The following is a 21,659-nucleotide window of genomic DNA, read 5'->3' as shown; positions in this document are numbered from 1 at the left end:
AATCAACGGGCGACCGGTCAACAAAGCACAGCTCGAACACCATGGAAACGCCATTCAAGAGACAACACAGAAAACGGGCGATGAAGGATTACTACCTTCATCGCCCGTTTCTGTCGTTTGCCGTCTTACTACTGGCTGACGCTGCCGGAATCAACGTCAACCAGAGTATCCAGCTTCACCCCTTTTTACTCCTCGCGACGGCGCAGCATCGCACGAGTTCCAGCCGCAAGCGCGAACCCAAGTCCGAGCGTGCTGAAGGCGATCACCACGACGAGAGCAATATCGGTGCCGGTCTTGGAAAGACGCGGCCCGCCCTTCCGGCCATTCTGGCCGTTCAGGTTTGGATTGCCGATCGGGTTCGGCTTACCGTTCGGGTTATGGTTAGCAGTCGGATTCGGCTTAACAGTCAGACCCGGCTTACTAATCAGGTTCGGTTTGCCAGTCGGATTCGTGTTGCCGTTCGGCTTGACACCACCGTTAGGACCGGGCTGGGCGCCGGGTTCCTGACCGGGATTAGCACCCGGCGTGACATTGACCGACTTGCCGTCGTGGAACGCTCCAGTCTTCAGCAAGCCGTACTTGCCTTCGGCCGGATTCAGGGTCAGCTTGAGCGGCTTGGAGAGCTTGTGGCCGGCCGGGGCGACAGTCTCGGTGATGGTCCAATCGCCCCACTTGAGGCCGGTGACGCTGAACTTGCCGGGAGTCGGATCTTGATCAGCACCGGTGCACACTGCTGCGGTGCAGTCAGTGACATCAAGCGTCTGACCATTGGGGCCGGTGAGCCTCCACTGAGAGCCGGAGAGCAGCGTCTTCTCGTCACGATCGAAGCGGGACCATTGCAGCGTTCCAGGCTCGTCCACGTTCTTGAGCGTGACCACTACTTCGTCACCCAGGTTGACACCGAAGGAGCCATCGGCATTGAGCGTGACCGGAACCCCGTTCGCGGTGACCTGGATGTCGCTGAGCTTGTAGCCGGCCTTGAGGAACTGACGCACCGAGAAGGTGCCAGGGGACACATCCGTCTGAGTGTCAAGTGCCAAGTTGAAGGACGAGCCGCTCGGAGGATTGACGGTGATCTTGGAACCGTCGCCTTGAGCCGTGCCACCGTAACGGTAGTCGCGATCAAGATGAACCTTGATGCTCGTGGGCTTGACCTGACGCACACCGGTCACGCTACGGCCGTTGCGCAACGCCTGTTGGGCGTCGGCCAGACTCATCGGGTGGGCCCGGGCGGTGTCGTCGTTGGCGTAGTAGACGATGTCGCCAACCTGGGCGTAGCCCGCCTTGTTGGAACCGATCACCGTGAAGTTGGTGGAACCCGGAACCTTGGCTTTGCCTTGGGTGTAGGTCGTCGCAGAACCGCCTGCAGGCGTCACCGAGAAGTGGAAATCAGTCGGCTTGGCCTGGCCATTGCCGAGAACTTGGGTCTCGAAGGTCAGCGTCGGGCTGCCCTTCGGAGCCACGGTCTGCTCGCAGACTACATTCTGGCCGTTGATCAGAGCAACCTGACCATTGGTGACATTGACGGGAGCCGAGTTGTTGACCACACAGGCCAGCTTATCGGTGACTTGGTAACCAGGCTGGGCACTCATGTTCGTCGCGATGGTATACGTACCAGAAGCAACGTTCTTTGCAGTGTTGTCCGGCATTGAGGTCGTGGCGCCGGGACGGGTTGCCGTCACCGGGAAGTCGGCGGTTGTGGCGTTGCCACCACCTGCGATGTGGGTAGTAATCGTCAGGCTCACCGGGTTGGAACGCATCTTGCGCACGCCAGTGATGGACTTGCCCATATCGAGTGCCAGCTGCAACGCCATGCCGCTAAGCGGCGTATGCGTGGGATCGCTGTCATCGGTATAGATGATGTCGCCCACCTGAGAATAGCCGGGCTTGTCGGAACCAGACACCGTGTACTTGCCCGCGACGGCCGTCTGCTGATTGCCCTGCGTGTATATGACGCCGTCGGCGATGCTCTTGCCATCGGGAATCACGGTGAAGTTGAAGTCGGTCGATGTGGCCGTGCCGCCGTAGGTGTTGTCTACCACGGTCTTCAACGTCAGCTTGGCGGGGGAATCATGCAGCACGCGGGTGGCGGTGTAGTGATGATCGCGCACAAACGTGTACTTGCCGTCAACGCCGGGGTTCAGCACCACGGGAGCAGTAGGATTCGTGACATCGTAGTACACAATCGGATCTTCCGTGTATCCGGCCGGCAAAGGCGTCTTGTCGAACGTATAGGCGAAATCGGGATCGACGCTGTGCGAATCGCTGCCGGTGTCGCTCTGGTACGGATAGTTGTTGGTAGACGCACCGGAACCACTAACCCTAGTGCCGTTAGCGGTGAAGGTGAAGTCCTTCGCCTCGGCCGTGCCGCCGTTGTCGTTATGGACCTCGGTGACCAAGGTCACTGCCGGATCGCCCTCGGCGACCCTGGTGTAGGTGCATTGCACGTTGGCATCGAAGTCATCCGGCATCTGAATCTTGCCGTCGACGCCGTCAACATTGTGAGGAACCGTCAGACCGGTGGTCAGATCCACGCAGTCCAACCTCGTGTTGTAATCGGCATCGGTGCTGGTGCTGCCACCGCTGGTGATGAGATTCGAGCTCAGGAAATACTTGAAGTACGGGCCAACGCTCTTGGACCTGATGCCTTCCTGCTGAATGCCGCCGTCGTTGCCCGTCGTGGTCACGGGGCCGCCGTCAAGCACGCCACCGGGGGTGCCGTTGTCCCAGTTGTAGCTCATGTCGAACTGATCGCGGTCGTCACCGGACTTACGGGTGCCGCCGATGTTGGTGAGCACCGTGAGCGTCGGAGAATGCACGTCGGCCTTGTAGTCCTCAACCTCGCCGGAAGAGGTGGTCAGGCCGGTCGGTGGGATATCAATGATGCCGTGAGGGCCGCTGCCAGGCTCATCAGTGATGCGCAGGCGCATGTACGAAGACTTGGTCTCCGCGCTGACCTGACGCTTGGTGTCACCAGGAACAATCCACGTCAACGTGGCCGAACGGCCGGTAACGGTATCGCTGGGGTCAGCGGCGCATTGCACCTGGTCGCTGGCTTCGGCGTTAAGGTCACTGTTGGCCACCGCATGTGTGGGGTTAAAGACGCCGTCGTTGTTCCAATCAATCCAGCCGCGCACATCGCCGACACCGGCGCAACGCACCTTTGCGTGAACTTGTTGACCGTGCCGTCCCAGCTGGCCTTGACTTTTACGGCCTTTGTAGCGGTCGGGATGGCGACGCCGTCCTCATCGTTGATTTCGGGAGCGCCGACGGTGGTGTTCGAATCGCCGTTCTTGTCGTCCCAATCAGCGTTCTTCTGGAAGTCGGCCAGATCACCGGTTATGGCAGGATGCGAGCGCACCTCGGAATCTTCATGGGCGCCTAATCGGGGAGTGGGTTCGGCGAAGCTGGCGAGGGTCGAGGTGTTCGTGGCGAAACTATCCTTGGCCTGAGAAAGGTTGAACAGCGTGCCGCCGACCATGCTGGTATCCGGGTCGAGCGAATCGCCGTTATAGGTCGTGCCGGTCACATTCGTGCCCAGCAGGCCGCCTTGCCACTGCGGCTGAAGCAGAGACCCTGCCACGCCGTAGCTCAACGGCGCATCGCCGAAATCGGTAGCTGCGATGCTGCCCAATGCCACGGCCGTCTTACCACCGCCCTTGAGCGTCACGCGAGCGCTTTCGGAATTCTGCAGGAACATGACCGAGGACGGACCCGTGCCGCCTGAGTTGCCGCACTGCCCGTTATCGGAACGGAAGCGGACGGTATTGCCCTTCTTTTCCGCGACGGAGTTGGTGGTGCAACCCGCGGTGCGTTCACTGTCGAGCACGCGCCAGTTCGGGGTCGTGCCGGGGATGCTGCTCTGCGGCGTGGCCTTGATGTATTCCTGCTGGTAGTAAGTCCAGTTGTTGGACTCGGCGTCAGCAAAGACGAGGCCCTGAAGCTTGATATTGGTGAACGAAGTGAGATTGGTCGTCGCATCGAGCGTGCTGCTCGGGTCCGTGGACGAAGGAATCTTATAGGCGGCGCAGGTGAAATCGAACGTCACCTTTCCACCGTCGTCCTTGTTGGCCAGGCCGATCTTCATATCGTTGCCGTAGCCACTGCCCCCAACGTAATACATTTGGGCGAGGCCGTCGCCGTACCAGCTGCCCGGCTTGTAGACCGTCAGCGCATGAGCGGCCGAAAGCGAATCGCTGTCGCCGGCCACCGGCTTGATGTTGCACCTGGTGGACAGCCAGGTGTTGTCGCCTGCAGGCACCGGGGTGGTCCACGCCACTCTCTCGCTATTGACTTCAGCGCCTGCGGTGTTCCCCCACTGCACCCAGTTGATGCTGGTACTCATACGACCGTTGCCATCGGTGGCGGAAACGGCATTGGCGGTGTTGGTGAACGTTATCGCTCCGGTCAGAGCCATGGCGGCTGCGGCCACGATGCCGGCCACCTTTGCCGGGCCTTTATGTCTGAACATCATCGTCTCCTCTCGTTGAGACTTCCAGCGAAAAGTGAGTTATTGCCGCACCACAGGCAACTCACCCTTAAATCCCTGAAATACTACTTAAATAATGCCACAAATTGATAGCGTTTTGTCAATTATGCAAATGATGAAACTTTTTGACGCCCTAGTCGGATATCGAAACGAATAGGATAAATCGTTATAATTCACCTGAAACTTAGATATCGAAACGGAGTTTGACACAATAGGCAAACGAAACAAGAAAATCGAAAATCTAAAGCAGTCGATATTGGCCGCTGGACAATAAAATATTCGAGGCTATAATATGTCGTCGGTTTTCCGCAGCCTTACTCTTCACTGCAGTCTTCCATCTCCTCATGCAGCTTCAGCGCACGACGAAGGGACGAAACGGAGCCGAACCCGCAGCGGTCGCCGATTTCGACCAGAGTGAGCGAGGGCTGGCTTTTGCGCAACTCGAGAGCCGCTTCGGTGCGGGCTCTGCGAACCAGTGCGGTGAAATTGGTATCCGCTTCCTGCAACGCCAGTTGGACCGTACGCACAGAAACATTTTCATGCTCAGCCGTTTTGGTGACGCTCAATGCGGAATCGGTGTAGTTCTCGGCGACGTATTTGCGCACACGCTCGATCAGCGGCATCACGCTCATGCCCTGGCCGAAGCAGGCTATCAGCAGCGAGCGCGCCACATCGTTGGCCACGGTTTCCAACGTGTCAACCATCTGCGACTGCGAGTTATTCAGGTTGCAGGCACTCACCACGAAGGCAAGCAACGGCTGCAACGAGACCACGTCAAGCTTGGAATTCTGCCCCATCATCGAATAGGTCTTGTAATCCGGCAGAATCGTGGCGAACAGGCGCGAGGAAAGGCTCACGCCGATCAGCTCGTTGGTCGGGGCCGAGGTCTTGAACACGACATCGCCGGTTTCCGGCGGGATGAGAAAGACGCCCGGACGACGTTTCAGGATCTTGTTGTCGGCCGTGCTGATTTCGACGTGGCCGTGGAGCAGGAAGATCATCGTGGCCATTTTCGCCGTGGACCCCTCGCGTTTCCAGTCCATCACCGTGGCCGGCAAAGTCATGTGGGAGAAGGTGACTTCGGGGAAATCCGCCGAGCGTGACACCATCCTGCCGCGCTCGGGCATGGTGCGAAAATGGGCGTTGCCGATAGCATGCGGGTCGCCGGTGGATTGGCCGGGCTGAGCGGGTTGAGCGGACTGATCGGAAGACGAATAGCCGGCGGCATTCCGACCGTCGCCTTGCAACGGATCGTTGTCCGACTTGACGAAACGCACGTTCTTAAGCTTTCCGTCGTTCAGCAACTCGTTGCGGTCAAACATTTCCGAACCCTACCCCTTTCACTCAATCATCCCATGATAACTAAGCAGTAATCTTCTCAAACCCAGCATAGTAGCCATCCGCGCTAATGGACAGCTTATTTTTTGATATCGGCAGTGGTAAAACCGCCAGCCATGGTCCGTTCGAATCATGACCTCGCCATGCTTATTTGTTCCATCATGATCGTCCGTTTCGTCATCAGTAGCTAACCTATCGCCCGTTCTGCCATCGACCGCCGGACCGACGCCCGTTTCGCACTAAAACCATGGCGTAGCTACCATTCCGACTTACTCTTTAGCCTCGGATTTGTTGCCATCTTCGATTTTGCCAACGCCCTTGATGTCCTTGAGCTCGTCGGCGATCTGCTGCAGCAGTTCAACGGTCTGCTGGTCGGTGCTGATCTCCTTTTTCTCGTCCTCGTCGTCCTCTTTCTTGAAAATCGCCTCGGACATGTCGCGGAACTTGTTAATCGGCACGAGGATGCAGAAGTAAACGGCGATGGCGATGAGCAGGAAGTTGAGCAAAGCGCCGAGAATCGCGCCAAACGAGATGGTGGAATGGTTGAAGGTGAAGGTCAGCAGGTTGTTCATGTTCGGCTTGCCGAAGATCATGGCGATCAGCGGGTTGATGAGATTGTTGACGATCGAGTTGACCACGGCGGTCACCGCAGCGCCCATAACCACGCCGACGGCCATGTCAATCATGTTGCCGCGCGAGATGAATTTCTTGAACCCTTTGAACATCGTGACCTCCTTGGTCAGTGTGCCTTACTTCCATCCTAGACGTGAAAGCCCTCCGCTGCTGGCATTCCAGCCGGTAATCGCGCATCGCGGAAATCGGCATGGCGAACATATCATCGGCCATTGTTATTTATGTTTCCATTCCGTTAACGAGACGAAAAAACATAAAGATTTTTTGAACTCGCCCTTTCACCAAATCCACAAGATTCTTACAATAAAAACGGCAATACCAACTCAACAATGGAGTATCAATGCTGAAGAACGAATATGTGAAGCGCGTCTATGCGCAGGTTGAGAAGCGCGATGGTGACCAGCCGGAATTCCTGCAGGCCGTCCGCGAGGTTTTCGAGACTTTGGAACCGGTTGTAGAGAAGCACCCTGAGCACGAGAAGAACGGCATCCTCGAGCGCTTGGTCGAGCCTGAGCGCGCCATCAAGTTCCGCGTCGCCTGGGTCGACGACGAGGGCAAGGTGCAGGTCAACCGCGGCTACCGCATCCAGTTCAACTCTGCCATCGGACCCTACAAGGGCGGCCTTCGCCTGCACCCGACCGTCACCGAATCCGTCGTCAAGTTCCTCGGCTTCGAGCAGGTTTTGAAGAACTCCCTGACCGGCCTGCCTATGGGCGGCGCCAAGGGCGGTTCCGACTTCGATCCGCGCGGTCGCAGCGACGGTGAGGTCATGCGCTTCTGCCAGGCCTTCATGACCGAGCTGCAACGCCACATCGGCCAGTTCACTGACGTTCCCGCCGGTGATATCAACGTGGGCGCGCGCGAGATCGGCTACATGTTCGGCCAGTACAAGCGCATCCGCAACGAGTATTCCGGCGTTCTGACCGGCAAGGGCCTTGAGTTCGGCGGCTCGCTCGCTCGCACCGAGGCCACCGGTTACGGCCTCTGCTACTACACGCAGGCTGCGATGCGCACACTCAAGAACGATTCGTTCGAAGGCAAGACCGTCGTCATCTCCGGTTCCGGTAACGTGGCCATCTTCGCCATCGAAAAGGCGCAGGAACTGGGCGCGAAGGTCGTCACCTGCTCCGATTCCAACGGCTACATCTACGATCCGAACGGCATCCAGCTCGACGTGGTCAAGGACATCAAGCTCGGTCATCGCGGCCGTATCAAGGAATACGCCGACCGTGTGGCCGGCTCCGAATACCACGAGGGCAGCAAGGGCGTCTGGACGGTTCCTTGCGACATCGCGCTGCCTTGCGCCACCCAGAACGAGGTCGACGGCGAATCCGCGGCCACGCTGGTTGGTAACGGCTGCAAGGTCGTCTGCGAGGGTGCGAACATGCCGTCCACGCCTGAAGCGATTTCGACCTATCAGAAGGCCGGCCTGCTTTACGGCCCCGCCAAGGCTTCCAACGCCGGCGGCGTCGCCGTTTCCGGCCTCGAGATGAGCCAGAATTCGTATCGTCTTTCCTGGACCTTCGAAGAGGTCGATGCCAAGCTCAAGGACATCATGGAGAACATCGTCGCCAACTCCCTGGCCGCCGCCAAGGAATACGGCCACGAGGGCGATCTGATGCTCGGCGCCAACGCCGCCGGCTTCGTCAAGGTCGCCGACGCCATGGTTGCCCAAGGCGTTTGCTGAGCGCTTCTGCATAACGATAAAATCGAAACCCGCCACTGGTCTCGCACCGGTCGGCGGGTTTCTTGTTACTGATGCAAAAACATGCACTTAAGACGTCCTAAAGCACTCTTTTCTGACACCCCGTCAAAAGAGAACACATCAGGCTCCGTTAAACGCACTTCTTTAACACTGGTATCAAAAACATGCATATCACCCAAGCTAAAGTGCACATTTCCGGCATAAGTTCAGAATCTCGCTGCATCAACCGGAATAATTGATGTAGCTTCCGCCGCCACGACGGTTGCCACGATTGCCGTTTTGCGGGGCATAGGTCGGGTAAATCTTTGTAGCATCGTCGACATAACCGCCAGGATTGCCTGCTGCACCATAGCCACTGGCGTTGCCGACATTGCCATAACCGTCATATCTGTCGTCACCCTGTCCATCACCGAAATCGTCGTAATAGCCGGCATCCCAATCACGGCCGGGGATGAGGTCGTAGGGCATTTGGCGGGCGAAAATCCAGAAGATGACCAAGAAGACCACGACAATGACGCCGAGCTGACGGGTGGGTTCGGCGAGCAGCATCGTACCGAGCATCAGCACCACGAGGCGAATCACATAGAATACCGCGCGAGCGCCGCCGTGCCGCTCCTTGGTCTCACAGCTCATGTGCGTGAACATGCCACCGAGCGTCTGCCCGCGATGAGTCACGGGGATGAGCAGCTCGAAGATGACGAACGACAGCAGGGTGAAGAACTGAGCCATGCCGTCCGACACCCCGGTGCCAAAGGCGTGCCCAAGGAACAGATACGTCCCGTTGGGAAGGTATTTCGAGGACTTTTGGAAGAGATAAATCGAGCCCAAGGTCAGCGAGCCGTCAAGAACGACGATAAAGACCAGATCGATCATCAACGCAACAGCCCGATGGACCAGCCCTGGCTTTTCAACGACTTCGCGGCGGTCTTCGACTTGGCGCACCGGTACCAAAGCGCCGTAAATCCACGCGATGAAACAGCCGATAATCGCGCCCAACGTATTGGTGAGCAGATCGTCGACGTCGAACTGGCGGTAGGCGCAGGGATAGATGTCCCAGACGCCGGTGAGCTGCGAGGTCTCGATGAACAGGGAGACCAGGAATCCCGTGGGAATCACGGCGTAGAACTTCCAACGCGCCCAGCGGGAAAGCACGAAACCAAGGGGAACGAAGAAGGCGACATTGAGCAGCAGCTGCAACGCGGCGTTCTTGCCGCCGGTTGCGAGATCGGTCATGAATCGCATGACATTCAGCTGCGGATGGTGCGCATGCGTCAGGCAGTATTTTGCCGGGTCGTCGGGCATGGGGTACAGCGTAAAGGTGACCAGTCCGAGCACGTATAGCACGCACAGATAGGACGTCAGCACCGCGGTGGAGCGCAAACGGTGATATCGGTGATACATCATCGCGAGAATCGGCAGTGTCAACAGGGCCGAGAGGAACGGCCAAATCGTCATCGCGAGGATGAATGAGGTGCTGAAATTCCTGATGTAGGCAATCACATCGGCCACTCTAGCGGACGCGGGTTACGAATGGCGCAACGCAAACGAACAACCTGCGAAATACCGGATTATGGAATGCCGCAATCCACTATCGTCGCCATCCATCATCTACTGAACCCTTCCCAACTAGGTTCTGAAACAAAAATGCCCGTGGCCATTAAAGCCACAGGCAATACTATTCTGCAACAGTTGCGTATCAGTCGTCGCCAAGGGTGACGTGCACGCCGCCGACCAGCTGGCTGACGACGTTGTAAAGCGCGGCGATAATGACGGCGAACAGCGTAGCCACCACAACCTCGACGATGGAAAGAATGGTGACAGCACTCAGCACCGTGCCTAACGAGAAGATGCTGGCGAGGTTGAAACCGCCGGTGTCAAGGCCGGTCGAGGAGACGATCTGCGTGACCTGATCGAAGACGCCGACCACATTCAGCAGGGCCCAAATCAGCGCAACCGCAACGATTTGGATGATGCCTCCGGCTACGGAGAGCAAGAACGTCACCTTGGCCACCGACCATGCGTCAAGGCGGGTGAGCGAAAGGCTCATACGACGGGCACGCGGAGCACGTTGACTCGGGCGTTTGACAGTGCCGGCCTTGCCTAGCGGCCACGATGAGGATTTTGCCGAATCCGCAGACCCCTGGCTGTTGCTTTCCCCGAAAACGGAACGCGCGACACGGGGGAACGGTCGGACTGCACCGCATCGCCACCCGCGTTTTTGGCTTGACGCGGCTCGTTGTCGTCAACGTTTTCGTTCATCGTTTCTCCTTGATCTGCCGCACAAAACAAGCATCAATAACCCGATTTCGCGCGATATACCTGCTATGAGGCTACCAGTCTTCGGGGACGAGACAGCGCAGGAATATATTCGTCATAATGGCTGATTTCGAACAAAAACAGTATGGCCGCCGATACCCGAAAGTATCAGCGACCATAACCGCATTTACTAACCTGTCTGCTGATAGCAGCGCTTCAGTATTGCTTACTGATTACTTATTCCTCGGCACTGCCTTCGTCACTGGCTTCCGTGGCTGAATCATCGGCTGCGGAATCTGTTGCGTTGGCTTCCTTGGAATCGGCGGAATCGTTATTCGCGTCAGCATCCTCGGCGTTCTCGTCATCTTCGTCATCGTCCGTATCGGTGTTACGTGCGATGGAGAGAATCTCGTCGCCCTTGTCGGGCTTGGCGAGCGTCACGCCTTGCGTATTGCGGCCGGTGCGCTTGACTTCGTTGACGTCGGAGCGGATGACCTTGCCGGACTTCATGATGGCGAGGATCTGGTCGGAATCGGCCACGATGACCGCACCCACCAGCTCGCCGCGGCCTTCGGTCAGTTGCAGTGCCTTGACGCCAAAGCCGTTGCGGCCCTGGAGGCGGTACTGGCTGATGGAGGTGCGCTTGGCGAAGCCCTCGTTGGTGACCACGAGCAGGCTCAGGTCATCTTCCATGTCGGCACGGACCACGTCCATTGCCAGCAGCTCATCGCCGTCGCGGAACTTCATACCCTGCACACCGGCGGTCTGGCGACCCATCGGGCGCAGTTGCTCGTCGTCGGCCTTGAACTTGAGGCTCATGCCGTGCTTGGAGACGAGAATGATGTCATCTTCCGCGTTGCACAGCGTCGCGCCAATCAGCTCGTCGGCCGGCTCGCCGGTTTCCGGGTCTTCCATCAGGCGCACGGCGATGAGGCCGCCCTGACGGGTGGAATCGTACTGCGCCAGCGGGGTCTTCTTGACCTTGCCGGAGCGGGTAGCGAGCACGAGGTACTTGGCGACTTCGTAATCGGGAATCGAAAGCACGGCCTGAATGCTCTCGTCGGGGAGAGCTGCAGCAGGTTGGCCACGTGCTGCCCCCCTTGGAATCGCGGGAACCTTCCGGCAGCTCGTAGGCCTTGAGCCTGAAGACGCGGCCGCGGTTGGTGAAGAAGAGGATCCAATTGTGCGTGGAAGTGAGGAAGAAGTGGTCAACCACGTCGTCCTGACGCAACTTGGCACCCTTGATGCCTTTGCCACCGCGGTGCTGGGCGCGGTATTCGTCGGCCTTGGTGCGCTTGACAAAGCCGGAGTGCGTCACGGTGACGACCACGTTTTCGTCAGCGATAAGATCTTCGTCGCTCATTTCGCCGGAGAACGGCAAAATCTTGGTGCGGCGTTCGTCGCCATACTTGGCCACGATCTCATCGAGCTCGTCGCCCACGATCTTGCGTTCGCGTTCGGGGCTGGCGAGGATGTCGTTGTAATCGGCGATCTTCTTCATCAGCTCGTTGTGCTCGTCGACGATCTTCTGACGTTCCAGAGCGGCGAGACGGCGCAGCTGCATGGCCAGAATCGCGTCGGCCTGCACGTCATCGACATCAAGCAGGTCTTCGAGGCCGGTACGGGCGGTTTCGACGTCCTTGGATGCACGAATGAGGGCGATAACCTCGTCGATCATGTCGAGGGCTTTCAGATAGCCTTGCAGAATGTGGTCGCGATCCTCGGCCTCGCGCTTCAAATAACGGGTACGGCGATCGATGACTTCTATCTGGTGGTCAACCCAGTGGCTGACGAAGGCGTCGAGCGAAAGCGTGCGCGGCACGTTGTCGACCAAGGCGAGCATGTTCGCACCGAACGTCTCCTGCAGCTGGGTGTGCTTATAGAGGTTGTTGAGCACGACCTTCGGCACGGCGTCGCGCTTGAGGATGAGTACGAGGCGCTGGCCGGTGCGGCCGGAAGTCTCATCGCGCATGTCGGCGATGCCCTGAATCTTGCCGTCGCGCACCGCGTCGCGAATCGAGGCGGCGAGGCGGTCGGGGTTGACCTGATACGGCAGCTCGGTGACCACGAGGCACATGCGCCCCTTGATCTCTTCGGTGTTGACCACGGCGCGCATGGTGATGAGGCCACGGCCGGTGCGGTAGGCCTTCTCGATGCCCTTGTGGCCGAGAATCGTGGCGCCGGTGGGGAAGTCCGGGCCCTTGATGCGCTGCAGGAGCGCCTCAAGCAACTCTTCCTTGGTGGCATCCGGGTGATCGAGTGCCCAGTGCACGCCATCGGCCACCTCGCGCATGTTGTGCGGAGGAATATTGGTGGCCATGCCCACGGCGATGCCGGAGGAGCCGTTGACCAGAAGGTTCGGGAAGCGGGCAGGAAGCACGGTCGGCTCCTGCGTCTTGCCGTCGTAGTTCGGCACGAAATCGACAGTGTCCTTGTCGATGTCACGCACCATTTCCATCGCGAGCGGCGCCATGCGGCACTCGGTGTAACGCATTGCAGCTGCGGGGTCGTCGCCCGGGGAGCCGAAGTTGCCCTGGCCGTCAACGAGCATGTAGCGCATCGACCACGACTGGGCCATACGCACCAAGGTGTCGTAAATGGCGGAATCGCCGTGCGGGTGGTACTTGCCCATGACGTCGCCGACGACGCGAGAGCACTTGTTGTAGCCGCGGTCGGGGCGATAGCCGCCATCGTACATCGCGTAGATCACGCGGCGATGCACCGGCTTCATGCCGTCGCGCACGTCGGGGAGCGCACGTTCGACAATCACGGAGAGGGAATAGGCGAGGTAGGACTCGCGCATTTCCTGGCCGAGGTCGATACGCTGGATACGTTCGCCGGTCATCAGGCCGTAATCAGTGTTGTCGGCCTCCTGCGGGCTCAACGGTTCGAGTGCACCACCGGGGATGTACTCGTCATCGCCGTCGTCATTGTTGGTATTGTTTTCGTCTGCCACTGTAAATCCTTATGTTTATTGATTCACTAAGTCTGTTATGCCGTTTATACCGAATGGGACTATGATTCATTCTTTGATATCAACAGCCACATTCGATATACGTATCAAGCGTCGATGAACTTCGCACTCGGGGCGTTGCGCTGAATGAACTCGCGGCGCGGCCCCACTTCGTCGCCCATCAGCATCGAGAAGGTCTCGTCGGCCTGGGCCGCGTCCTCAATCTCAACCTGCTTCAGGATGCGGTGCTCAGGATCCATGGTGGTGCCCCACAGCTCCTGATAGCTCATCTCGCCCAAGCCCTTGTAGCGCTGGATACCTTCGCCCTTCGGCAGTTGGCGTCCGGCCTCCTTGCCTTCCTTGAGCACGCGATCGCGCTCGGCGTCGGTGTAGACGAAGCTGTGCGCGCCCTTGGTCCACTTGATTCGGTAGAGCGGCGGCATGGCGACGTAAACGTAACCGGCGTAAATCATCGGCCGCATATAGCGGAAGAAGAGCGTCAGGTTGAGCGTTGCGATATGTGCGCCGTCGACATCTGCATCAGCCATGATGATGACTTTGTGGTAACGCACCTTGTTCAGGTCGAATTCCTCGCCGTATCCGCCGCCGACGGCCGTAATCAAGGCCTCGATGGTGTCGGACTTCATGATGCGGTCGATGGAGGCGCGCTCGGTGTTCAGAATCTTGCCACGAAGCGGCAGGATGGCCTGCGTGATCGGGTTGCGACCCTGAATGGCGGAGCCGCCTGCGGAATCGCCCTCGACGATGAACAGTTCGCATTCCTCGGGGTTGTTGGACTGGCAGTCCTTCAGCTTGTCGGGCATGCCGGCGGTTTCGAAAACGGACTTGCGACGCGTGTTCTCGCGGGCCTTCTTGGCGGCGATACGCGCGTGCGAGGCTTCGAGCGCCTTCTGAATGATGTTCTTGGCATCACTGGGGTGGGCATCGAACCAGTCGCCAAGGCGGTCGGTCATCACACGCTGCACGAAGGTCTTGGCTTCGGAGTTGCCGAGCTTGGTCTTGGTCTGGCCTTCGAACTGCGGGTTGGTGAGCTTGACGGACACGACGGCCGTAAGGCCTTCGCGAACATCGTCGCCGGAAAGGTTGTCGTCTTTCTCTTTCAGCAGGTTCTTATCGCGCGCATAGCGGTTGACCAGGCTGGTCAGCGCGGCGCGGAAGCCTTCTTCATGGGTGCCGCCCTCGGTGGTGGAGATCGTGTTGGCGAAGGTGTGCACGGCCTCGGAGTAGGCGGTGGTCCACTGCAACGCGATTTCGGCGGAAATGCCGAGCTCCAGGTCTTCGGCCTCAAGGTCGATGACGTCTTCCTCGATCGGCGTGGCCTTGCGAGACTTCACCAGATACTCGACGTAGTCCTTGATACCGTTCTGGTAGCAATAAGAAACGGTTTCCGGCTTTTCTTCGGTGGCGTCATTCTCGCCCGCGACTTCGTCACCGGCGACATTGTGCTGACGCTCATCGGTCAGCGAGATGCGCAGGCCCTTGTTGAGGAAGGCCATCTGCTGGAAACGCGAGCGCAGAGTCTCGAAATCGTAGATGGTGGTCTCGAAGATGGCGGGATCGGCCCAGAACGTCACGGACGTGCCGGTCGATTCGTCTTCGCCCATCGGCGCACCCTGCTGGAGCGGGGCGGTAGCCTTCTGGTTCTTGAAGCTTTGCGTCCAATGGAAGCCCTGACGGCGCACTTCCACGTCGATTTCGGTGGAAAGCGCGTTGACCACGGAGATGCCGACACCGTGCAGGCCGCCGGAGACCGCATAACCGCCGCCGCCGAACTTGCCGCCGGCGTGCAGCTTGGTCATCACCGTCTCTACGCCGGAGACGCCCTCGCCGGGCACCTCGTCGACAGGAATGCCGCGGCCGTTGTCGACCACGCGCACGCCGTTGTCCGGCAGAATAGTGACTTCGATATGCGTGGCATAGCCCGCGAGCGCCTCATCGACGGAGTTGTCGACAATCTCGTAGACCAGGTGGTGCAGGCCGCGCGGACCGGTGGAGCCGATGTACATACCCGGACGGATGCGCACGGCCTCCAGGCCTTCCAACACCCTCAGATCGCTGGCGTCATAATGTTCGGGCGCGAGCGAATCGTCAAGCTGGGCGTCTTCCAAAGCGTCGGTTTCCGCAGCGATTTGTGCAGCGGTCTTAGGTTCGTTGTCACCATCGTCGGCGGCATTGGTGTTCTCAGTATTTACTTCAGAGTCTGCCACAAGGTTCCTTCCTGGATTTTCCTGCGCACGAAAGGCTTCTTACGCGGGCGATACACTCTAGAAAGCAAATAACGGGGTCTTCTAGAGGCTTAACCATATAGTGGCCATTTTACTCGAATATGGGGACTTTCAAGGCATTACCCCCAAAAGTTAAAATTTTGGTAGATTGAATATCATCAAACCGTGATAGCAGGCAGATATAGTCGGGCACTTCATCTGATGTCCTAATTTTTCACAATGAATATTGAATACGTGGTCGTATCGTTCAGTCGCGGATTTCAGCGCCGCATATAGCGGTTGGGATATCGCCGGCCACCGGGCCCGCGCCTGAAGTTGTGCGATTGCGGGCCGGTGACGCGGATTTCGCGGATTTCCAAGCCTTTGAGCCGCTGACGAATGGTCGTGGTGAGCTGGGGAATGAGGTAGGTCAGCTGTGTGGCCCATGCGTTGGATTCGGTATTGATGGTGAGCACGCCGTCGCGGAAATCGGTGACCACGGAGTGGCCGGCGATAGCCGGACCGACCACTTGGTCCCAATGGTTGCGCAGCTGCGCGAGCTTCAGATGCGGGGTCCAGTCGCCGTCTGTGGCAATCGCGGACATGATTCCGCCGAGCTTGCCCGGATCGCGCCCGGGTTTACCGAAGTTGTTCCATGCACTCTCTTCGCGCGCTTTCCAATCCCTGCGAGCTCCTGCACGGGAAGACAGCCGATTAAAGACTTCGGCCGGCAGTTTGCGCTGATCAAGATGCAGTTGTTCGGCAATAGGCGGCTTCATGATCGCACCTCAACGGAGTCATCGCCTTCACATGCTGCATCATGAACGTTTTGGCTGTTTCCAGCACCAATGGATTCGCCGGATTGCCGAGAATCCGAGGGAGCATCGGCAATCGTTGTGCTCTTTTCCCGAGCGGCCTGTAGTTGAGCAACCAAATCGGCGTTTTCGTCTTCCGCTCCGGATTTCAGCTCGGCCACATCGACAATCGTTGCTTTTCCGGCTTCTGCTGCATTCAGTGGGATATCGCTGGCCGCTGCCACCGTGATAAGTACCTGATCCTGCTGCATGGCAAAATCGAGAATCTGCCGGCGCCTGGTTTCATCAAGCTGCGCGAAAACATCATCCAGGATGACAATGGGCTTGATTCCCTGAACCTGTGCGATTTCATCGAACAACGCCATTTTCAACGCGAGCGCCATGGTCCACATCTCGCCGTTCGAGGCGAATTCGCGGGCTGGCATGCCGTCGAGCGTCAAAGTCATATCGTCGCGATGCGGACCGATCAGGTTGCGTCCGCGTGCGATTTCGCCGGCATACAGCCGTTGGTAGTGCTTGCTAATCTCCGGTTCCGGCTGCTCAAAATTCAGCACCTCCTCGAACGAAGGGGCGTATTCCAATCCTGCGTGCTGGGGTTTGCCTGCCAGTTCATCGTAAATGCTCGAGAACGGCCCGGCCAGACGCTCAATCAATCCGGCACGGGCTCTGGTCAAAGCGACGCCGACACCAATAAACTGACCGGTCCATATTTCCAGCCCATTGAGAGCAGCGTTCTGGGCATCCACCGGCTCGCTGCGTTGCCCGAGCTGTTTCAAAAGCGCGGCACGTTGCTTGGCGATTTTATTGGCATTGGAAAGTTCAGCGGCATAGCCGGGAATTAACAACGACCCAGCCTGATCCAGGAATCCACGCCTGGTAGCCGGATCTCCCGCCACCAGCCGCTGGTCGTCAGGAGTAAACGAGACACTGGGCACTTTGCTGACGATATCGCGCATATACAGCGAATTGCCGCCGTTGATACGCCCACGATTGGCTCCTCGTGCCGCAATGGTTACTTCGTAAGTGGTTTCGTGGCTCACATCTTCGGCAACAGGAATCTCATTTTCAGCATCTAAATGGATTCCACCGGTTTCCTCGCTCATACCAGCGTTGTCAGCATCATTTCCGGTCTCTTCAAGGACCGGTTTACCCCCGCATCATCAGCATTCTCATTGACATTGGCACGAATGGTAGCTTTGGCTTCGCCACGTTCAATCAGCGGCAGCGAGCTGGAGACACGGTGGCTCGAGCCGGTGGAAAGCACTTCGATGGCTTCGACGATATTGGTTTTGCCAAGCCCGTTGGCGCCTTTGAGAATGGTCACCCCGGGCGTGAAATCCACGACAAGGTGCGGCCACGAACGGAAATGGTCAAGCGCCAGCCGCGAGATATACACGCGAACCCCTTACTTTATATAGATGAATAATAATAAATCTAAAAAGAAAAATATCTTACGGTGTATGGATAAATTAATGAACACCGTAAGATAAATTTCGTATTCTGACAATCAGTTGAAGCGCATCGGTACGAGCAGATAGCGATAATCCATCGATTCGTCGGAATCGGCTTCCTGCTGCCCATTGAACTCAACCGGCTTGACGGCCGTGGTCATCTTCATACGCACGAACGGCTCGGTGATGGCACTCAATCCCTCAATCAAGTATGACGGATTGAAAGCAACAGTGATGTTCTCGCCGTCCATGTCGATGTCGAGCACTTCCTTGGCCTGGGATTCGTCAGCAGTTCCGGCGGACAGTGTCAACGTCTGACCTTCGAAGACCATACGAATCGGCGCATTACGTTCCGCGACCAAAGCCACACGCTTGATGGCACCAAGCAATGCTTCCTTGGAAATCACGGCTTCGATCGGATATTCGTCGGCAAAAAGCCGATCAACCGCGGGGAATTCGCCATCAATTAGCTGCGAGGTTGAAACGCGTCCGGCATTTTCAAAACCAAGCAATGACGGGCTTTCAGGATTGAAATCGATAACCACGTTCTGGTGTTCGTCAACGGCGCGGGCCACATCTCGTAACAGCGAGCCGCGAACCAAGGTTTCGGTTTCGAGGTTGTTGTCCTGCGGCGTCCATTTGAAGCTGGAACGGGAAAGACGGAAGCGATCGGTGGAAGTCATGACGACTTTTTCGCCGTTGAACTGGATGCGCACGCCCGTTAGTACCGGCCGATTTTCCTCGCGAGAGACGGCGACCGAAGCCTGTGATACAGCCTGCATAAACGTCGGCGCATCGACCTGGCCCAACATGGCCGGCGCTTCGGGCAAATCCGGATATTCCGACTCGGGCATGAGCTGCAGGTTGAATGTTGATTTTCCGGAAGTGATGGTCATCGTGGTGTCGGAGGTGGAAAGGTAAGCTTTTTCCTGCGGCAATGCTTTGGTGATGTCGGCCAGCAGTTTGCCTTGTACGAGAACGCTTCCGGCTTCGTCGACACCGGCTTCGATGTGGTGACGAGCGGAAATTTCGTAATTGAAGGCTGAAAGTTGCAAAGTACCGTCAGCCGCTTCAAGTTTGATGCCGGCGAGAATTGGGTTGGCGGGACGTGCGTCGATGACGCGAGTGGTCCAGGCAACTGCGTCCGCTAAGGCCGTGGAGTTGATTTCGACTTTCATAAGGCTCCTACTTTGGTGATTAACTGATTTCTATTCTAGTTGCTTTTTGTTCATCGTGAGATGCAGATTCAACTTGCCCACTTTGCTGATGACAATGAAACGTAAGGTTATCTAGTAATCAGGGTAATAAGCACGGTGAATATGTGGATAACTGCTAAAACCACTTACGAACAGCGTTTTCCACAGCCCGAGACTATGTGGATAACTAAGCGATGAATTGTGGATAAAACACCAAGTTATCCACCGCCACGGCTTTATTCTTTTTCTATCCACAATTTTTGAATGATCATCCACGACTTTTCCACTGCTTTTATCGTGGGTATCCACGGTTTATCCGCCGAGTTTACCCCCATTTGTGAATAACTATGTGGATAAATTTTTAAATTTTTCTTCCACCACCGGTGTGTCGTAACGTGGATAACTCTGAACTTAGCCAAATTCGTTCGTCAAAATCGTTATCGTGAATAACAAGAAACGTCATTAACCCCGCGAAATGTATTACACAAAACGTTTCACCATAGACTACAGTCCCATATTTCAACAAGAAAAAATGATTCCGTGCGGTTAAAACGGCAGCCTAATAGGCCCGTCAAAGACAGCGCACGACGGACCTGAAATGTATGAAATCAGCCTTCCGGATGCTGTTTCAGCCGAACGGTGAGCTCCATGACGTAGTTGTAGATTTCCTGCTTCTCCTGCATTTCGTTGGAGATGCGGGTATAGGCGTGCATCACGGTGGTGTGGTCGCGTCCGCCGAAGACCTCGCCGATGTCCACGAGGCTCATGCTGGTCATCTCTCGGGCCAGATACATGGCGATTTGCCGTGCCAGAGCGACGTTCTTGGTGCGCGCACGGCCTACGAGGTCGTCGAACGTGAGGTGGAAGTACTTGGCCACCTGGCCGATGATGTCGGTCGGTTTGATTTCCACGTCGGTGGTGAAGAAGTCCTGCAGGGTCTGCTCGGCCAAAGCGCGCGAAACCGGCTGGTTGCTGAGCGACGCCACGGCAGTGACGCGGGTCAGCGCCCCTTCGAGCTCGCGAATGTTCTCCGTGAAGCGTTCGGCGATGAGGTCGAGCACGTCGTTGGGGATGTTGGAATGGTTCATCGAGGCCATCATGCGCAGGATGGCGATGCGGGTCTCGAGATCCGGTGGCTTGACGTCGACGGTCAGGCCCGATTCGAAGCGGGAAATGAGACGTGCCTCGAAGCCCTTCAGGTTCTTAGGAGCGACATCTGAGGCGATGACGATGCGCTTGCCGGCCTGGTAGAGCGCGTTGAAGGTGTGGAAGAACTGCTCAAGCGTGGCTTCTTTGCCGCCCAGGAACTGAATGTCGTCGATCAGGAGCACGTCAACCTCGCGGTAGCGGCGGTTGAACGCGGCGATCTGGCCTTGGCTCTGGTTCGGGGTCTGCAGCGCCTCGATGAACTCGTTGGTGAATTCCTCGCTGGTGACGTAGCGCACCTTGAGCGTATTGTCCTTGACCAGCGCGTAGTTGCCGATGGCGTTCAGGAGGTGGGTTTTGCCCAATCCCGAGCCACCATATATACACAATGGGTTGAAGTCCTTGCCGCTGCCCTCGGCCACCGCGAGCGCCACGGTGCGTGCGAAACGGTTGGAGTCGCCGGGTACGAAAGTGTCGAACGTCGCGTTCTTGTTGAGGTGCGTCTCCGGGTCGCGCGCGGTCTTCTGGTCGTCCACCTCGAAAGCCGGAGCTGAGTCCGGTGCCGGCGCGGAACCAGCCTGTGCCGCCGATCCTCTCTGTGTCTGTTGTGCCCGCGACAGTTGTGACGACTGCGGTGATGGTGCAGATTGGCGGGATTGCGTCATCGCAGCTGATGTCATGGGAACTTGAGGCTGTCCCTGCGAAGTTTGGGACTCCGGATTTACGGGTTGCGCAGGCTGCCATGCTGGTTGGGCCGGTTGCGTTTCGCGCTGCGTTGCTGCGAATTCGCCGTTCCAAGCATTCGTGTACCCGTTCTCGTTGCTGCGCTCGCGAGTGCCGGTATATTCCATTTCATCAGGCACGTCAAAGCTCAGTTGCGAGGCTTGGGCCGGCTTGGCCTTGTGCGCGTAGCCATGGTTGTAGGCATTGCCATTACCGGTCTGACCGTGTACGTTGCCGCCTGCGGTCATCCCAGATTCCAGACGGTTCCCGTTTTCGGCGCCCGTTTCGTTGTTGACAGCGTTGCCGTTATAGCCGGAATTTCCTGTGAATTCCGCATCGTCTGCGGCATCAATATTGCCGAAATTACCGTCGGCTTCGTGGCTGTTCTCAGCGGTCGTGCTCTCGTTTTCTGGTGTGGCGATCTTGAACGCCGGGAACATGTCGTGCCCGGTCGCAAGTTTCAGCGCCCCGAGCAGCGCCTGGTTGAGCTCACCTTGCAACGCCTGCTGGGTCGCCGCATTGGCCACGCATAAGACGATGGTCGGTCCGAAAACGCCTTCTGGCTGTACGCCCTCGAGCCAGCCCTTGCTGCGCGGGGTGATCGAAGTGTCCTGCCGCAGCACCGCCAATGCGTCATCCCAGATGCGCACGGCTTGGGTTATCGGGTCGTTTGACTCATCTGCCATGGTGGCCCTTTCTTCAATCGTTCCATAAGTTTCCGGCATCGTC

The 21,659-nt window shown here is 57.7% G+C and carries 12 protein-coding genes and 3 pseudogenes; 1 reads left to right on the top strand and 14 read right to left on the bottom strand.

Translation table 11 applies throughout. The features are described from left to right. Positions 1 to 185 precede the first annotated feature (185 nt). The 4 genes from OZX57_RS00070 to mscL all read right to left on the bottom strand — a co-directional run bounded on the left by OZX57_RS00070 (position 186) and on the right by mscL (position 6,552). A complete protein-coding gene (locus tag OZX57_RS00070; RefSeq protein ID WP_277163004.1) occupies positions 186 to 3,083 on the bottom strand; it encodes a SpaA isopeptide-forming pilin-related protein in 2,898 nt (965 codons plus the stop codon). Then, positions 2,990 to 4,474 carry a CshA/CshB family fibrillar adhesin-related protein gene (locus OZX57_RS00065; protein WP_277162223.1) on the bottom strand — a complete coding sequence of 495 codons (1,485 nt, stop codon included), beginning with the start codon at positions 4,472 to 4,474 and terminating at the stop codon, positions 2,990 to 2,992. Before OZX57_RS00065 ends, OZX57_RS00070 begins: the two co-directional genes overlap by 94 nt. A 329-nt stretch (positions 4,475 to 4,803) precedes the next feature. After that, positions 4,804 to 5,811 (bottom strand): helix-turn-helix domain-containing protein, encoded by a 1,008-nt coding sequence (locus tag OZX57_RS00060; protein WP_277162222.1) that lies wholly within the window; start codon positions 5,809 to 5,811, stop codon positions 4,804 to 4,806. A gap of 285 nt (positions 5,812 to 6,096) precedes the next feature. Then, complete coding sequence (gene mscL / locus OZX57_RS00055; protein WP_277162221.1) at positions 6,097 to 6,552, bottom strand: large conductance mechanosensitive channel protein MscL; 456 nt, start codon at positions 6,550 to 6,552, stop codon at positions 6,097 to 6,099. Positions 6,553 to 6,800: 248 nt separating this feature from the next. Here mscL and gdhA point away from each other — a divergent pair, with 248 nt between their 5' ends. Continuing rightward, positions 6,801 to 8,147 (top strand): NADP-specific glutamate dehydrogenase, encoded by a 1,347-nt coding sequence (gene gdhA, locus OZX57_RS00050; RefSeq protein ID WP_277162220.1) that lies wholly within the window; start codon positions 6,801 to 6,803, stop codon positions 8,145 to 8,147. 240 nt (positions 8,148 to 8,387) lie between these two features. On the opposite strand, the gene OZX57_RS00045 is transcribed toward gdhA, so the two are convergent. The 10 genes and pseudogenes from OZX57_RS00045 to dnaA all read right to left on the bottom strand — a co-directional run bounded on the left by OZX57_RS00045 (position 8,388) and on the right by dnaA (position 21,616). Further along, positions 8,388 to 9,674: a VanZ family protein gene (locus OZX57_RS00045; protein ID WP_277162219.1), complete on the bottom strand. Its 1,287-nt coding sequence runs from the start codon at positions 9,672 to 9,674 to the stop codon at positions 8,388 to 8,390. 187 nt (positions 9,675 to 9,861) lie between these two features. Further along, positions 9,862 to 10,227 (bottom strand): annotated as a pseudogene (locus OZX57_RS00040) (DUF3566 domain-containing protein); the annotation flags it as partial. A 38-nt stretch (positions 10,228 to 10,265) separates the two neighbouring features. Continuing rightward, on the bottom strand, positions 10,266 to 10,424 hold the full coding sequence (locus OZX57_RS00035) for a hypothetical protein (RefSeq protein WP_277162218.1): 159 nt from the start codon (positions 10,422 to 10,424) through the stop codon (positions 10,266 to 10,268). Between the two features lie 234 nt (positions 10,425 to 10,658). Continuing rightward, positions 10,659 to 13,377 (bottom strand): annotated as a pseudogene (gene gyrA / locus OZX57_RS00030) (DNA gyrase subunit A). A 104-nt stretch (positions 13,378 to 13,481) separates the two neighbouring features. Further along, the gene (gene gyrB / locus OZX57_RS00025) at positions 13,482 to 15,524 is read right to left on the bottom strand and encodes a DNA topoisomerase (ATP-hydrolyzing) subunit B (protein ID WP_277163003.1); all 2,043 of its coding nucleotides are present in this window, start codon (positions 15,522 to 15,524) and stop codon (positions 13,482 to 13,484) included. Positions 15,525 to 15,880: 356 nt separating this feature from the next. Beyond that, a complete protein-coding gene (locus tag OZX57_RS00020; protein ID WP_277162217.1) occupies positions 15,881 to 16,378 on the bottom strand; it encodes a DUF721 domain-containing protein in 498 nt (165 codons plus the stop codon). Positions 16,379 to 16,533: 155 nt separating this feature from the next. After that, positions 16,534 to 17,439: pseudogene (gene recF, locus OZX57_RS00015) on the bottom strand (DNA replication and repair protein RecF); the annotation flags it as partial. Between the two features lie 74 nt (positions 17,440 to 17,513). Further along, a complete protein-coding gene (locus OZX57_RS08595) occupies positions 17,514 to 17,810 on the bottom strand; it encodes an AAA family ATPase (RefSeq protein WP_348637170.1) in 297 nt (98 codons plus the stop codon). A gap of 111 nt (positions 17,811 to 17,921) precedes the next feature. Continuing rightward, the gene (gene dnaN, locus OZX57_RS00010) at positions 17,922 to 19,043 is read right to left on the bottom strand and encodes a DNA polymerase III subunit beta (RefSeq protein ID WP_277162216.1); all 1,122 of its coding nucleotides are present in this window, start codon (positions 19,041 to 19,043) and stop codon (positions 17,922 to 17,924) included. Between the two features lie 626 nt (positions 19,044 to 19,669). After that, on the bottom strand, positions 19,670 to 21,616 hold the full coding sequence (dnaA, locus tag OZX57_RS00005; protein ID WP_277162215.1) for a chromosomal replication initiator protein DnaA: 1,947 nt from the start codon (positions 21,614 to 21,616) through the stop codon (positions 19,670 to 19,672). Positions 21,617 to 21,659: the final 43 nt, after the last annotated feature.

Source organism: Bifidobacterium sp. ESL0682, assembly GCF_029392815.1.
In the GTDB taxonomy this organism is placed as follows: domain Bacteria; phylum Actinomycetota; class Actinomycetes; order Actinomycetales; family Bifidobacteriaceae; genus Bifidobacterium.
This window is presented reverse-complemented; position numbering and strand designations above follow the sequence as displayed.

What these genes read in the sequence shown, in the direction of transcription:
- dnaN (WP_277162216.1), bottom strand. Translation starts at nt 19,043, where the DNA reads ATGAAAGTCGAAATCAACTCCACGGCCTTAGCGGACGCAGTTGCCTGG.
- mscL (WP_277162221.1), bottom strand. Translation starts at nt 6,552, where the DNA reads ATGTTCAAAGGGTTCAAGAAATTCATCTCGCGCGGCAACATGATTGAC.
- OZX57_RS00060 (WP_277162222.1), bottom strand. Translation starts at nt 5,811, where the DNA reads ATGTTTGACCGCAACGAGTTGCTGAACGACGGAAAGCTTAAGAACGTG.
- OZX57_RS00065 (WP_277162223.1), bottom strand. Translation starts at nt 4,474, where the DNA reads ATGATGTTCAGACATAAAGGCCCGGCAAAGGTGGCCGGCATCGTGGCC.
- OZX57_RS00035 (WP_277162218.1), bottom strand. Translation starts at nt 10,424, where the DNA reads ATGAACGAAAACGTTGACGACAACGAGCCGCGTCAAGCCAAAAACGCG.
- gdhA (WP_277162220.1), top strand. Translation starts at nt 6,801, where the DNA reads ATGCTGAAGAACGAATATGTGAAGCGCGTCTATGCGCAGGTTGAGAAG.
- OZX57_RS00020 (WP_277162217.1), bottom strand. Translation starts at nt 16,378, where the DNA reads ATGAAGCCGCCTATTGCCGAACAACTGCATCTTGATCAGCGCAAACTG.
- dnaA (WP_277162215.1), bottom strand. Translation starts at nt 21,616, where the DNA reads ATGGCAGATGAGTCAAACGACCCGATAACCCAAGCCGTGCGCATCTGG.